This window comes from Agrobacterium sp. fls2-241-TYG-188a, assembly GCF_030209845.1.
The window spans coordinates 950,930-965,439 of sequence record NZ_JARVRD010000002.1; the positions used below are offsets into that span (position 1 = coordinate 950,930).

Genomic DNA, 14,510 nt, shown 5'->3' on the forward strand with positions numbered 1-14,510 from the left:
CATGACGCAGCAGGACACCACCATTGATCCATGCCTGACGACCCTGCGCGACACGGATCGTGATCGGTATCTCGCGTGCCTTTTGGCGCCCGCTGACAAGCGTCCTGCGCTTGCCGCTCTCTACGCCTTCAACGCGGAGATCGCCCGCATTCGTGATCTGGTCCGCGAACCGCTTCCCGGCGAAGTCAGAATGCAATGGTGGCGTGATCTGCTGGAAGGCACGCCCCACGGCGAAAGCCTTGCCAACCCCGTGGCATCGGCTCTTCTGGACGCTATCGAAGCACACAATCTTCCGCGTCAAACACTGATCAACATGATCGAAGCGCGAATATTCGATCTCTACGACGACGTCTTCGAGGACCGAAACGCGCTGGAAGGCTATGCCGGAGAAACGGCATCGGCACTGATTCAGCTTGCCAGTATTGTGCTTTCGCCAGAAGATGCAGCCCGCAATGCTGAGGCCGCTGGCCATGCGGGAGTTGCGCAGGCCATGGCCGGTATGCTTCTGCTTATGCCTCTGCACCGACGCCGGGGGCAGGTCTACATTCCCGGCGATATGCTCGCTGCTGCCGGTCTCGACCGTGAATCATTTCTGGAAGGGCGGGACAAGGAACGAATCTCCGCTGCCATTGAGATATTCTGCACCCATGCGCAGGACCATCTGGCAAGCGCGCGCAGAGTAGCGATCGCCAAGTCCGTATTTCCTGCCTTCATCCCGGTTGCACTCGCTGACAGTGCCATTTCTGCGGCAAAAAGGGCCGGGGCATCGCTATTGGAGAAGCCGATCCAGCCATCGCAGCTTCAGCGGCAATGGCTCCTGGCCAAGGCATCGTTTCTGAAACGTTTCTGATGTTCTCAATATTCGCACAAGGCTGGATGCTTAAGAACCGGCTTTCAGGTGAATGTTACCGCTCATAAAGAGCAGCTGCATGGAGCGACATCTATGAACCCCGAAATCTGGTTACTCATTCTGGTTCCATTGGGCTTTTTCGGGGTCTATGTATGGCGTCTGAAACGCGATCCCGACGACGAGGATCTTCGTGATACGGGGCAGGCAATTCTGGATTTCTCGCGCGCTTTCCCCACCGAAGCCATTCGCAGCCTGCACATGACCGAGGATGCAAAGACGGTGTTTGTGCGGCTGCATGATAACAAGGCTGGCTTCATGCGCAACATGGGCAAACATCATGCCTGCATGTTGATCGATCCTGAGCGCATCACGGTCGAGCATCTTGAAACGGGCGATGGCTTTGTCGTCACATTTCTCGATAACCAGAAATATAGCGGAGCCTATCGTTTCAAGTCACCGGGCGAAGCGGCGGAAGTATCCTTGTGGCTGCTCGGCAGCTATCTGGAAGCTGCCGAGGTCGAGCCGAAGGTCGATGCCGATCAGGCTGCCGAGGCGCCTGAAGATGCGTTGCCTTCGCCATCGTCTTCCGGCTGAGCGAAGACAGGGGCGGGTACGCCCAGCCACGCAGCGCAATCGGTCAGAGCACGTCTTGCCATCAGCTGACGTTTCATGATCGTCTTATCTTTGCCGCGGAAACGCTTGACGCCTTCCGGCTTGACGATCGAGCCGGGTGCCAGCTCCGGAAATAGTCCGAAATTGACGTTCATCGGCTGGAACGACCGCTTGCCCGGTTCCTCATCGGTGGAAAGATGGCCGCCGGTGATGTGGTTCAGCAGCGATCCCAGCGCGGTGGTGGCGGGCGGCAGGCTCACCGGCTCGCCTTTGCGCTCGGCGCTTGCAAAACGGCCCGTCAGCAGGCCGATGGACGCACTTTCGACATAGCCTTCACAGCCGGTGATCTGACCGGCGAACCGTAGCGACGGACGCGATTTCAGCCGCAGAGACGAATCCAGCAGAATGGGCGAGTCGATATAGGTGTTTCTGTGAAGCCCGCCGAGCCGGGCGAATTCGGCATTTTCCAGACCGGGAATCATGCGGAAGATATCCGCTTGGGTGCCGTATTTCAGTTTCGTCTGAAAGCCGACCATATTGTAGAGCGTGCCGAGAGCATTGTCCTGTCGGAGCTGCACGACCGCGTATGCCTTGACGGTGGGGTTATGGGCGTTGGTCAGGCCCATGGGCTTCATCGGGCCATGGCGAAGAGTTTCCCGTCCGCGCTCGGCCATGATTTCGATGGGCAGGCAGCCGTCGAAATAGGGTGTGCCCTCCCACTCCTTGAAGCCGACCGTATCGCCTGCGACCAGCGCATCGATGAAGGCGTTATATTGCTGCTCGTCCATCGGGCAGTTGATATAGTCCTTGCCATTGCCACCGGGGCCGACCTTGTCGTAACGCGACTGGTACCAGCAAATGTCCATGTTGATGCTGTCGCGGTGAACGATGGGGGCGATGGCATCGAAGAAGGCGAGCGCGTCCTCACCCGTTTCGGCCTGAATGGCGGCAGCAAGGTCCGGCGAGGTCAGGGGGCCGGTTGCGATAATGGTGTTGTCCCATTCCTTCGGCGGAAGGCCTGAAATCTCTTCGCGGACGATCGTTACCAGAGGATGCGCCTCCAGCATGGCTGTGACAGCTGCGGAAAAGCCATCACGATCCACAGCCAGCGCGCCGCCGGCAGGCACCTGATGCTTGTCGGCGCAGGCCATGATGAGCGAGCCGGCAAGCCGCATTTCGGCGTGTATGACACCTACCGCATTGGCCGTGGCGTCATCCGAGCGGAAAGAGTTGGAGCAGACGAGCTCAGCCAGCGAATCGCCCTTGTGCGCTTCGGTTGGGCGCACGCCGCGCATCTCGTGCAATATCACGGGAACGCCAGCCTGGGCGATCTGCCACGCAGCTTCCGAACCGGCCAGTCCACCGCCGACGACATGAATGGGGGAATAGGTCTTGTCTTGCATCGCGCACCCGCACCGCCGTGCAGCACGTGAAGTGCTTTCAGGCGGACATGTTTGTTTGATTGTGAGCCCGCCGATCTCGGCAGGCAATTTTGCGGATGCAGTACCACGGGAGAGGGTAGAGGCCAAACATTTTCGGTGGTGGAGGAATATGAGGTAACAGCGATGCCGTCACCCTCTGGCTTGCCCTGAGGGTTTATTCACATGGAATGTCGGGGGTTAATGCGATCCTCGGGCCAAGCCCGAGGATGATGGAAGCATGGGAGGTAGCGTTGAAATGGTCAAGCCCTGCTCAGATGATGAGGAGGCGAGCCTACGCCCGCAGCACGGCGTTATCAGGGTCAAACGGGCTCTCGCCGACGACTTCGGCGTCATACAGATCCCCCAATATCCTGATCTTCAGCTTTGTCCCAACCGCCGAATGATGCGGTGAGAGCATGGCAAGGGCCAGCGATTTGCCTACGCGCCAGCCGAAGCCACCCGACGTAGCACGGCCGACGACGTTACCCGATGCGTCGTAAATCGCTTCGGAGCCGCGCGCGTCCACCGTGCTGTTGCCTGACACCACCAGCGTTGAGAATATCCACTTGAGGCCAGCGTCCTTGCCCGCCACCACGGCATCGCGCCCAATGAAATGTTTTTCCGGCTTGATGAAACGGTCGAGACCAGAGGTATAGGCGTTGTATTCGACCGAGAGCTCGCGCCCCATGTTGCGATAGGATTTTTCCAGCGACATGGAAACCATGGCGCGGATGCCAAACGGCTTAATGCCAAATTCAGCACCGGCCTCCATCAGGCGGTCGAAAATATAGGTCTGCATTTCGATGGGGTGGTGAAGTTCCCAGCCCAGCTCGCCGACAAAGTTCACGCGCAATGCGTGGGCTGTTGCGACGCCAACCGAAATTTCCTTGCCGGTCAGCCAGGGGAAGTCCTTGTTGTCGAGACTTGTGCGGGTCAGCTTCTTCAGGACCTCGCGCGATTTCGGACCAGCCAGCGCCAGAACGCCGTATTTCTGCGTTATTGGTTGAAGGATAACAGAGCCGTCCGTGGGCATTAGTCGGCGCAGCACATCATGGTCATGCGCTTCCAGCCCGCCTGCAGAAACAAGGTAGAAGCGGCCGGGTGCCCATTCATAAACCGTCAATTCCGCCTTTACGCCACCGCTCTTGGTCAGGAGATGCGTCAGCGCAATGCGGCCCCGCTTTTTGGGAATGGCGTTGGCAAGGATTGAGTCCAGCCACGCCCGTGCGCCAGGGCCGGAGACTTCCATCTTCGCGAAGGCCGACATATCAAGCACGCCGACATTCTGGTTGACGTTCTTCACCTCATTGCCGACATGCTCAAAATAATTCGAGCGGCGGAATGACCATTTTTCAACGATGCGACCACCATCCAGCGGCGCGGCGTAATTGTGGTTGGTGATGACATCGGCGCCGACACCCAGTTCTTCCGGCTTCAGCGCGTAATCGTCGGGCGCAAACCAGTTGGCGCGCTCCCAGCCATAGACGCTGCCAAAGACACCGCCGAGTTTCTTGAGGCGGTCATAAACCGGCGTTGTTTTTAGTGGCCGGGCCGCGGCGCGCTCCTCGTCGGGGTAGTGCATGGTGAAGACGTTGGCGTAGGCTTCCTCGTTTTTCGCAATGAGGTAGCCCTCGGTTGCGTAAGGTCCGAATCGGCGCGGATCGACGCCCATGAGATCGAGCGTCGGTTCGCCATCGACGATCCATTCTGCAAGTTGCCAGCCCGCACCGCCCGCAGCAGTAATGCCAAAGGAGTGGCCTTCATTCAGCCAGAAATTCTTGAGGCCGGGGGCAGGGCCCACAATCGGGTTTCCATCCGGCGTGTAGGCGATCGCGCCGTTATAGACCTTCTTGATACCGACTTCACCAAATGCCGGAACACGGGCAATCGCCGCTTCGATGTGAGGCATCAGGCGGTCCAGTTCCTCCTGGAAGAGCTCGTATTCGCTCTGGTCAGAGGGGCCATCGACATAACAGACGGGAGCGCCGACCTCATATGGGCCAAGGATCAGACCGCCCGCTTCTTCGCGCATATACCAGGCGCTATCGGATTCGCGCAGCACGCCCATCTCGGGTAGACCCTGGCGACGACGCTCCAGAATATCCGGATGCGGTTCCGTGACGATGTACTGGTGTTCCACCGGAATGACCGGAATATTGATGCCGACCATTTCGCCGGTTTTGCGAGCAAAGTTGCCCGTACAGGAGATGACGTGCTCGGCGATGATCTCGCCCTTGTCGGTCGTCACCTTCCAGTGGCCGTCAGGCTGCTGCTCCAGCGCTGTAACGGTCGTGTTGCGATAAATGGTCGCCCCGCGATCGCGCGCGCCTTTGGCAAGCGCCTGTGTGAGGTCAGCAGGCTGGATATAGCCATCATCCGGGTGCTGGATCGCGCCCAGCAGGCCGTCCGTCTCGCAAAGCGGCCAGATTTCCTTGACCTCTTCGGGTGTGAGCATCTTGACATTGACGCCGATGGTTTCGGCGATGCCGGAGTAATACATATACTCGTCCCAGCGGTCCTTGGTGCGCGCAAGACGAATGTTAGAAACCTTGGAAAAGCCGACATTCATGCCGGTTTCCTGCTGAAGTTCCTCGTAAAACTTGACGGAATATTTGTGGATCTGGCCCACGGAATAGCTCATGTTGAACAGGGGCAGCAGGCCAGCAGCGTGCCAGGTAGAGCCGGAGGTCAGTTCCTTGCGTTCTATCAGAACCACATCGCTCCAGCCCTTTTTGGCAAGGTGATAGAGCGTAGAAACGCCGACAACGCCGCCACCGATCACCACCGCCCGCGCATGTGTCTTCATGATGCAAGTTCCCCTTGAGGCATATCGCCCGTCATGCGGGCGTTTTCAAACCACTACTGCCGGACTATGCAATGTCGAACCGTCGCTTAAACGCCTGATTACGACATGCAAAAGGCTCGCCGCGACGGCGAGCCTTTTGATGATTTTCAAGGAGCTGTGCTCAGCCCCGCCGGTTGCGCACGGAGCTTCTCGAACCCTCATCTTCGGCGGGTTTCGACGCGGCTTCGTCCTCGGCAGGCTTAGGCGCCTCTTGGCTGCGCGCTGCCGCTGCTGCCGTGTGGGAGGCCACCGCTTTTTCACCTTCCTCTGCCAGAAGTGCTGCCAGAACCTGCGGGTTCGTTTCGCCTTCCATGTGAATGTTGAGATTGCGCTGGGGCATGGGGATGTTGATGCCTTCCTCCCGGAAGCGCTTGAGTATCTCCATACGCAAACTGTTCTTCACGGTCAGCCCGTGGTTGAGGTCTGCCAGATGGAACCGAAGTTCGAAATCCAGCGAGAAATCACCAAAGCGCAGAAACTCCACGTGCGGTTCCGGGTTGCGAAGCACAGGCGGTTGTTTCTTGACGAGCTCCAGAAGGATGTCCATCACCTTCTGCGGGTCTGTCTCATAGGCGACGGAGACAGGGATCTCAGCGCGCTGAATTCTGTTGCGGTGGGTCCAGTTTCCAACCGAAGAGTTGATGAATTCCGAGTTTGGCACAATGATCGACTGACCACGGAATGTCTCGATCTCGGTTGCGCGGACGGACAGCCGTTTGACCGTGCCTTCAACGGCACCCGTCACAACCCAGTCTCCGACCTTGAACGGCCGCTCGACCAGAAGGATGAGGCCGGATACGAAGTTCGATACGATATTCTGCAGGCCAAAACCGATACCGACAGACAGGGCGGAGGCGACAAGGGCAAGGCTCGACAGGTCGAGACCGGCAGAGGAAATGCCGAAAATGGCTGCAACCACGATACCGAGATAGCCTATGCCCGTGCCGACGGAGTTACGAACACCGGCATCGACCTGACCGCGCGCCATGACGTTTCTGTCCAGCCACTTCTGGAACCAGCGGGTAATCACATAACCCGTCACGAAAACCAGAATACCGGTGATGATGCTGATGAGCGAGATCGATGTCTTGCCGATCGAGAACCCCGTCAGCAGACGGTAGGCCCAACTTTCGATATCGCCCGGCTGGAAGCCCCAGGAGAAAAGAACAAGCGGCACGCCGAAGGCAAGGGCTGCGCAATAGATACCAAGCCCTGCAGCCAGACCGGCCTGATCGAGCGGGACAGGTCCCAACCCAAAGCGCCGTCCCAGATAACGTCCCACCAGCGTTTCGGCAAAAACACCCTGCTTTGCAACGGCGCGACCGGAGAGAATGCCGATGTACATGGTGGCGATGACGGCGCCGGTTGAGACGATCTGTGTGGCCAGAAAGCGGGCGAGACCCACATAGCCCGTCAGGCAAGCGCCGATGAGCACCGCGCCGGCAATGCGCAGCAACACCGAAAGCCAGCGCGGCATTCTTCGGTCTCGTCCATCCGCATCACCCTCATTGCTCGCCAGCGGTTTGACGAAGGACAGGCTGAACAGGATGATGCCGATGATGATCGATGCGACAAAGCTCTTTGCGACCGTGAGAATGAGTGGAGAGTTCAGCGTCTCGCTGATGGTGCTGAACAGATAGTCGAGGCCGTTGACCAGCGCCATGACGAGCATGGCAGACGAGATGATGTGCGCCCCCCGGGTGGATACATTCAGCAGGCGCCATTCGGGCTGGGTCGGCGAGAAGATTGCGTAAGTCAGACGTGAGACGAAATAGACGAAGGCGACGATATACATCGACACGAAAAAGATCGGCGCGATGTCTGACCTGAGCACGCCGAAATTATCGAGCAGAAACGCCGATGCTGTCATGAACAGGAAAACAGACATCGACTGCACGGTGGTTGACCAGAAGGCCACCGACAAACGACGCAAATAGGATGGCTCACCGGAAAACGCCCGCCGTTCCATCCTGTGGCCAAGCAACCGGTAGCCGCCGACCATGAACAAGAGCGCGGCCACAATCGACAGGGAAACGGCCCCGAACATGGACAGTCGTTTGTAGTTCCAGACGAATATTGCCCAGCCCGTGACGGAACTGCTCAAGGCGGCAATTTCGCCGCCGAAGGCTTTGCCCGCTTCCGCGAGCACAGGCAGGGAGATTTCCGTTCGCTTGAAGAGCGTGGCCGCAAACAATGCGCGGCGCAGCGACGTGATATTGTTGGAAAGGCGAGAAGCATTTGCGGCAAGGTTTTCGGCGTCGCCTAAGACAGCATTGATCTGCGATTTCTCCGCGTTCAATTTTGTCCGCTCATCCGTCACGACGCTTGCTTCGGGTGGCTGGCCTTCCTTGGGCGGTTCTCCAAGCGACGTCACGCGCGCATTGATCTCATCCAGACGCGCACGCAACTGGGCGACCGTGGCGGCTGAGTTGCCTGCAAGGTCATCGGCGCGGCCCTTGATATCGACCAGTTTTGTATCGTCCGTGCGTTGGCTTTCCGTCTGCTGTGTGATTTCGGCCAGCAAAGCCTTGTTCTTTTCCAGACGCGCTTGGGCTCTCTGGGCAAGCGGCATCGATGCGTCTTCGGTAACGGTATCGGGTGATTGCGCGACAACCGTCTGCACCGGCAAAATCCACAAAGCCATGAAGGCCAACAGGATCGGCAGGACACGCCGCTGCCGTATGGAGAATGTCATCTTGAATGCCCTTCTGCTCTTTCCGAATCACTGCGCCAAATTAGTCGCAGACTTCCATGTTTCAAGCGCGCCATTCGCAAAGCCGTGCACTCCACCTTGAAGAAAATATTAGAGTCTCCAAATATGATGACGCAGCAACCGAGGAGGAAATTATGGAATCTGCTGGAATTGGCTGGATCGCCGCAATCATCATTGGTGGCGTAGCCGGCTGGCTCGCCGAAAAATTCATGAAGAGCAATATGGGTGTTTTCATGAACATCCTGCTTGGGATCGTCGGCGCAATCGTCGCGAACACGATTCTTGCGGTATTCGGCATCGTCCTTACGGGCTGGCTTGGATATTTGCTGGCAGGATTCGTCGGCGCCTGCATCTTGATCGCAATCGCGCGCGCTTTCAGGCGGTGATTGCCAACAAAATTATTGGGCTGTAAAGCCCGGTTTTTCAGGGTTTTCCAGCGCGGATGTCATTTTTCTGACGTATAAATCCAAGAAATTTCATTTCCGCGCTGGACAATCACAATGTTCCTCTTTATACGCCCAGTCACACCGCCAGACACGGCGGCGGCGGGTGATTAGCTCAGTTGGTAGAGCAGCTGACTCTTAATCAGCGGGTCGTAGGTTCGAGCCCTACATCACCCACCATTCTTCCTTTTACTACAATAAGATATCCTGGTTTGTTGATGCAGCACGCCAAGCGTAGGCGCGTTTGATAGCTGCGTTCTTATCGTACTAAAATAAGTTTTCTTACTTCCTAGCGCATTCCGACCGGTATCGGATTATTGATACAGCTTTCCGCTTGAATAACGCGCTGCACACCTCCGCCTTGGCAATGTTTCACCTATTCGCCGCCGGAAAGCCCAGTTGCGCTTTGCTCTCCAGCCACGTGTCTCTCTGATCCTCACCAAAAAGTTTTGTCCTGTTGGCTTGGCGACTGCCGTCTGCGCCAAAGGATACACTGAAATCAGCTTGATTGCCGCCGTCATCGTGCTGGGCTGTTGTAGTTTTGAGACAGATTGCGGTATTTTTCATCTCTACCTGGCGTTGCTTATTGCGCGCACCGTATTTTCCAAACTATGCATCCATAGGTACACATTAAATGGCAACGACTCACCTCATCATTGAGGATGACTGCGTTCGCTTATTGATATTGATGCGAACACACGCGTTCGCCTTGTGCGGTTCTGGCTAAAACATGTATTTTGCAATTTTTTCTTTAGTTTTACTTATGCTTGCCGCATCGACCAGATCAAGGGTAAGTCGCAGCCTGAATTTTTTAGTGCTGACCGCTCTGGCGTTGGTGGCACATCTTCAGCCTGCGTTAGCGCTCTCAAACGCCTGCTCCGCAGTTAACGTGCCGTTCACGACGGCTGAGGCTGGTCAGGGTGCTTTCGACACTCAACCCTATGATGGAAGCTTGTTTGATTCTGGTGAGGAATTCGTTTTCACGGTCACAACGCAGAACTCTATTGCCGATGAAATGGACCCTGCAAACGATGATCACACTAACTCCGCAGTGGGCTATTGGAGCAGTGACATTGCTGATGATGGCGATCAATACCGCCCTACCGTAGGTGCAGAAGTCAACGAGACAGTCATTATTCCAATCAATGTGACGACGAGTTACTATTTCGGAATCCAGGGATCGCAGATGCCGGGCGGGGTGTCACAAGGCGAGGCGTCCATGACTCTGATCTGCCGGGCATCCAGTAATACCCCTTCATCCGATGCAACCCTTTCGGCCTTGACGCTGAGCTCCGGCACACTTTCACCAAGCTTTGCTTCCGGTACGATCACCTATACTGCCTCAGTCGGGAATGGTGCATCCTCTTTGACCTTGACGCCGACGACAAACAGCGGCGGAACGGTGACGATTAACGGTAACGCGGCGGCATCCGGGCAGGGCTTTCCTGTCTCTCTCAGTGTTGGCGACAACATGCTCAGTGTTGTGGTGACCGCTGCTGATGGTACAACCACGAAGACCTACACACTGGCGGTCACGCGCGCGGCTGCTGCTCCCGTGGTAATCTCTCTCAGCCCCTCTACCGGCAGCACTTCGGGTGGTACCGCCATCACCATCGCCGGTACAGACTTCACAGGTGCAACCAACGTCACCATCGGCGGCCAGGCGGCGACGAATGTCAGCGTGGTATCCGCTACCCAGATTACCGCTACGACGCCCGCTCATATCGCGGGTGCTGTGGACGTGGTTGTTACCACGCCGGGAGGCAGTGGTACGCTTACCAACGGCTTTACGTATTCGACCAGTACCCCAACAGTCGTGGTAACGGCCTCCAATGCCAATCCGTCGCTGGGGGACACGGTGACGTTGACGGCCACGCTGTCGAATGGGTCTTCGCCATCGGGGACAGTGACGTTCAAGGATAATGGCGCGACGCTCGGCACCGGTACGATCTCCGGGACGACGGCAAGCTATTCCACATCTGGCCTCGGCACCGGTTCGCATTCGATCACCGCCGAATATGCTGGCGATACGAACAATGCTGCTACGACGTCATCCAGCATCACGGTTTCGGTTGGTCAGTCCACCCCAACAGTGGTGGTGACGTCCTCCAATGCCAATCCGTCGCTGGGCGACACGGTGACGTTGACGGCCACCCTTTCAAATGGCTCGTCGCCATCAGGGACGGTGACGTTCAAGGACAATGGGGCAACGCTTGGCACCGGTACGATCTCCGGGACGACAGCAAGCTATTCCACATCTGGCCTGAGCACCGGTTCGCATTCGATCACAGCCGAATATGCTGGCGATACCAACAATGCTGCCGCGACTTCGTCCAGCATCACGGTTTCGGTCGGTCAGTCGACCCCAACAGTCGTGGTGACGGCCTCCAATGCCAATCCGTCGCTGGGCGACACGGTGACGTTGACGGCCACGCTGTCGAATGGCTCGTCGCCATCAGGAACGGTGACGTTCAAGGATAATGGCGCGACGCTCGGCACCGGTACGATCTCCGGGGCGACGGCAAGCTATTCCACATCTGGCCTGAGCACCGGTTCGCATTCGATCACCGCTGAATATGCTGGCGATACCAACAATGCAGCTGCGACGTCATCCAGCATCACGGTTTCGGTCGGTCAGTCCACCCCAACAGTGGTGGTGACTGCTTCCAATGCCAATCCGTCGCCGGGCGACACGGTGACGTTTACTGCCACGCTGTCGAATGGCTCGTCGCCATCGGGAACGGTGACGTTCAAGGATAATGGCGCGACGCTCGGCACCGGTACGATCTCCGGGACGACGGCAAGCTATTCCACATCTGGCCTGAGCACCGGTTCGCATTCGATCACCGCCGAATATGCTGGCGATACGAATAATGCAGCTGCGACTTCATCCAGCATCACGGTTTCGGTCGGTCAGTCCACCCCAACAGTGGTGGTGACGGCCTCCAATGCCAATCCGTCACTGGGCGACACGGTGACGTTTACGGCCACGCTGTCGAATGGCTCTTCGCCTTCGGGGACAGTGACGTTCAAGGATAATGGCGCGACGCTCGGCACGGGTACGATCTCCGGGACGACGGCAAGCTATTCCACATCTGGCCTGAGCACCGGTTCTCATTCGATCACCGCCGAATATGCTGGCGATACCAACAATGCTGCTGCGACATCATCCAGCATCACGGTTTCGGTCGGTCAGTCCACCCCAACGGTGGTGGTGACGGCTTCCAATGCCAATCCGTCGCCGGGCGACACGGTGACGTTTACGGCCACGCTGTCGAATGGCTCGTCGCCATCAGGGACGGTGACTTTCAAGGATAATGGCGTGACGCTCGGCACGGGTACGATTTCCGGGGCGACGGCAAGCTATTCCACATCTGGCCTAGGCACCGGTTCTCATTCGATCACCGCCGAATATGCTGGCGATACCAACAATGCGGTTGCTACCTCGTCCAGCATCACGGTTTCGGTCGGTCAGTCCACCCCAACAGTGGTGGTGACTGCTTCCAATGCCAATCCGTCGCCGGGCGACACGGTGACGTTTACAGCCACGCTGTCGAATGGATCTTCGCCATCGGGAACAGTGACGTTCAAGGACAATGGCGCAACGCTCGGCACCGGTACGATCTCCGGGACGACGGCAAGCTATTCCACATCTGGCCTGAGCACCGGTTCTCATTCGATCACCGCCGAATATGTTGGCGATACTAACAATGCAGCTGCGACGTCATCGACCCTGACGGTCACGGTCGCTGCGCCTGTCTTCACCTTCAGTCCTGCAGGAGGCGCGCTTCCCTCGGCAGTAGCGGGGAGCGTCTACGATCAGGCAGTCACAGCCAGCGCCTCCGGCGGCACCCTGCCGCTGAGTTACACTCTTGGGGCGGGCACGCTGCCTGATGGCTTGACGCTAAACACCGCAACCGGAGCAATTTCCGGAACGCCGACAACTGCAGCAAACTATGCTTTCACCATTACGGCGACGGACAGTTCTTCTCCACCCAACAGTGCCTCCGCAAGCTACACGCTTGTGGTCAATGCGCCGGCAGCCTTCGTTTTCTCCCCTGCCGGCGGATCGCTGCCGGAAGCCATGTCTGGAGAGTACTATCAACAGCCAGTTTCTGCAAACGGTGGAACGGGAGCGGTGACCTACAGCATCACGTCGGGTAGCCTGCCGCCTGGCTTGACACTCAATGTTACAACCGGCGAACTGAACGGTCCGCTTGATGCAGACACGGAAGGCGATTACAGCTTTACGATCCGAGCTCTCGACAGCGCCAATGTCGCGGGAACAGCGAGTTACACGTTACATGTCGCGCCACGCGCCGTGAAAGTGGTGGACAAGACTGTCAGTGTGGCCCCGGGTTCGGCTCCGAACAATATAAACCTTGCGGCCGGTGCAACGGGTGGGCCGTTCGTGTCCGCGGAAATCACCACGATCACCCAGAACAGTGCCGGCACCTTCAGCGTCGTGAACGGTGAGTTTGCGCAGGCGAGTGGTCCGACCCCCACCAGTTGGTACCTGAAATTCAGACCGAACCCGGCCTTTTCCGGCAGCGTAACCGTAGGGTTTAGATTGACCAGCGCATTGGGCGTTTCCAATACAGGATCGGTCACTTATAACATCGGATATGACGCCGCCAGCGTGGCCGAAGACATGGACACTCTCGTTCACGGCTTCGTAGAGACGCGCCAGAGTTTGATCGCATCGATGATCAAGATACCTGGGCTTCTCGAACGTCGGCGGATGGGGCAGGCAACGGATGCCGTTACGGCACGGATGAGTCCATCGGTCATGGGTGTCACCCTCGGCTTCTCCACAAGCCTTGCCCAGATGGAGGCCGCGCGCGACAATGGCGATGAGATTGTGGCGGATGAACAGGTGCCATTCAATATCTGGATCGATAGCACATTCATGGCGCATAACCGCGATGACAATGGGGACAAGTGGGGCAATTTTGCCATGGTCTCTGCTGGTGCTGATTACCTGCTCTCGTCAAGAGCGCTCATTGGTCTGTCGTTCCACTACGATCGCATGACCGATCCGACGGAAGAGGATGCTACGTTGACGGGCAATGGCTGGTTCGCCGGTCCCAATGCATCTTTCGAGATTGGTAAAAACATCTTCTGGAATACCAGCCTGCTCTATGGCGGTTCCGCCAACAGCATCGACACGCAATTCTGGGATGGCGATTTCGATACGACCCGTTGGATGTTCGACACGTCGATTAGCGGCGTATGGAACCTCGACGACGTCACAACCTTGATCCCCAAATTGCGCACGCTTTATTTCTCCGAAACGGTCGATGACTATTCGGTGCGCAACAGCGATGGTGATGTGTTGACGATCGACGGCTTTACCGAGGAGCAGTTGCGGGTAAGCCTCGGCGCTGAGTTGGCCCGCCAGTTCACCCTAGAGAACGACAGGGTTTTGACGCCCAAGCTGGGTCTTACAGGCGGTGTATCTGACCTTGATAACAACGGTGCCTTCGGCCAGCTTTCGGCAGGCCTGTCGCTCGAGACAGAGAAAAACTGGAATATTGACGCCGGCCTGCTCTTTAATTTCTCTGCAGGCGACGAGAAATCACTCGGTGTGAAGGTCGGGCTAGGCGGAAAGTTTTGACGCGCATTG

Annotated in this window: 8 protein-coding genes and 1 tRNA gene; 6 read left to right on the forward strand and 3 right to left on the reverse strand. The window is 57.5% G+C overall.

Going from position 1 to position 14,510, the window contains the following annotated elements:
* Window position 1 precedes the first annotated feature (1 nt).
* Both QRN85_RS11390 and QRN85_RS11395 read left to right on the forward strand, forming a co-directional pair.
* Complete coding sequence (locus QRN85_RS11390; protein ID WP_284758082.1) at window positions 2-850, forward strand: phytoene/squalene synthase family protein; 849 nt, start codon at window positions 2-4, stop codon at window positions 848-850.
* 93 nt (window positions 851-943) lie between these two features.
* The gene (locus QRN85_RS11395) at window positions 944-1,444 is read left to right on the forward strand and encodes a hypothetical protein (protein ID WP_284758084.1); all 501 of its coding nucleotides are present in this window, start codon (window positions 944-946) and stop codon (window positions 1,442-1,444) included.
* On the opposite strand, the gene trmFO is transcribed toward QRN85_RS11395, so the two are convergent.
* From trmFO to QRN85_RS11410, 3 genes are all read right to left on the reverse strand, one after another.
* Complete coding sequence (trmFO, locus tag QRN85_RS11400; protein ID WP_284758086.1) at window positions 1,390-2,865, reverse strand: methylenetetrahydrofolate--tRNA-(uracil(54)-C(5))-methyltransferase (FADH(2)-oxidizing) TrmFO; 1,476 nt, start codon at window positions 2,863-2,865, stop codon at window positions 1,390-1,392. The two genes, QRN85_RS11395 and trmFO, sit on opposite strands and share 55 nt — an antisense overlap.
* Before the next feature lie 310 nt (window positions 2,866-3,175).
* Window positions 3,176-5,689: a GcvT family protein gene (locus tag QRN85_RS11405; protein ID WP_284758087.1), complete on the reverse strand. Its 2,514-nt coding sequence runs from the start codon at window positions 5,687-5,689 to the stop codon at window positions 3,176-3,178.
* A gap of 160 nt (window positions 5,690-5,849) precedes the next feature.
* Window positions 5,850-8,423, reverse strand: coding sequence for a mechanosensitive ion channel family protein (locus tag QRN85_RS11410; protein WP_284758089.1), 2,574 nt, complete (start codon window positions 8,421-8,423; stop codon window positions 5,850-5,852).
* A gap of 152 nt (window positions 8,424-8,575) precedes the next feature.
* Between QRN85_RS11410 and QRN85_RS11415 the strand changes: the two genes are divergently transcribed.
* From QRN85_RS11415 to QRN85_RS11430, 4 genes are all read left to right on the forward strand, one after another.
* Entirely contained in the window at window positions 8,576-8,827 is a 252-nt protein-coding gene (locus QRN85_RS11415) for a GlsB/YeaQ/YmgE family stress response membrane protein (protein ID WP_062587290.1), read from the forward strand.
* 161 nt (window positions 8,828-8,988) lie between these two features.
* A tRNA-Lys gene (locus QRN85_RS11420) sits at window positions 8,989-9,064 on the forward strand.
* A 219-nt stretch (window positions 9,065-9,283) separates the two neighbouring features.
* Complete coding sequence (locus QRN85_RS11425) at window positions 9,284-9,544, forward strand: hypothetical protein (protein WP_284758090.1); 261 nt, start codon at window positions 9,284-9,286, stop codon at window positions 9,542-9,544.
* A gap of 292 nt (window positions 9,545-9,836) precedes the next feature.
* Complete coding sequence (locus tag QRN85_RS11430; protein ID WP_284758092.1) at window positions 9,837-14,501, forward strand: Ig-like domain repeat protein; 4,665 nt, start codon at window positions 9,837-9,839, stop codon at window positions 14,499-14,501.
* Window positions 14,502-14,510 lie beyond the last annotated feature (9 nt).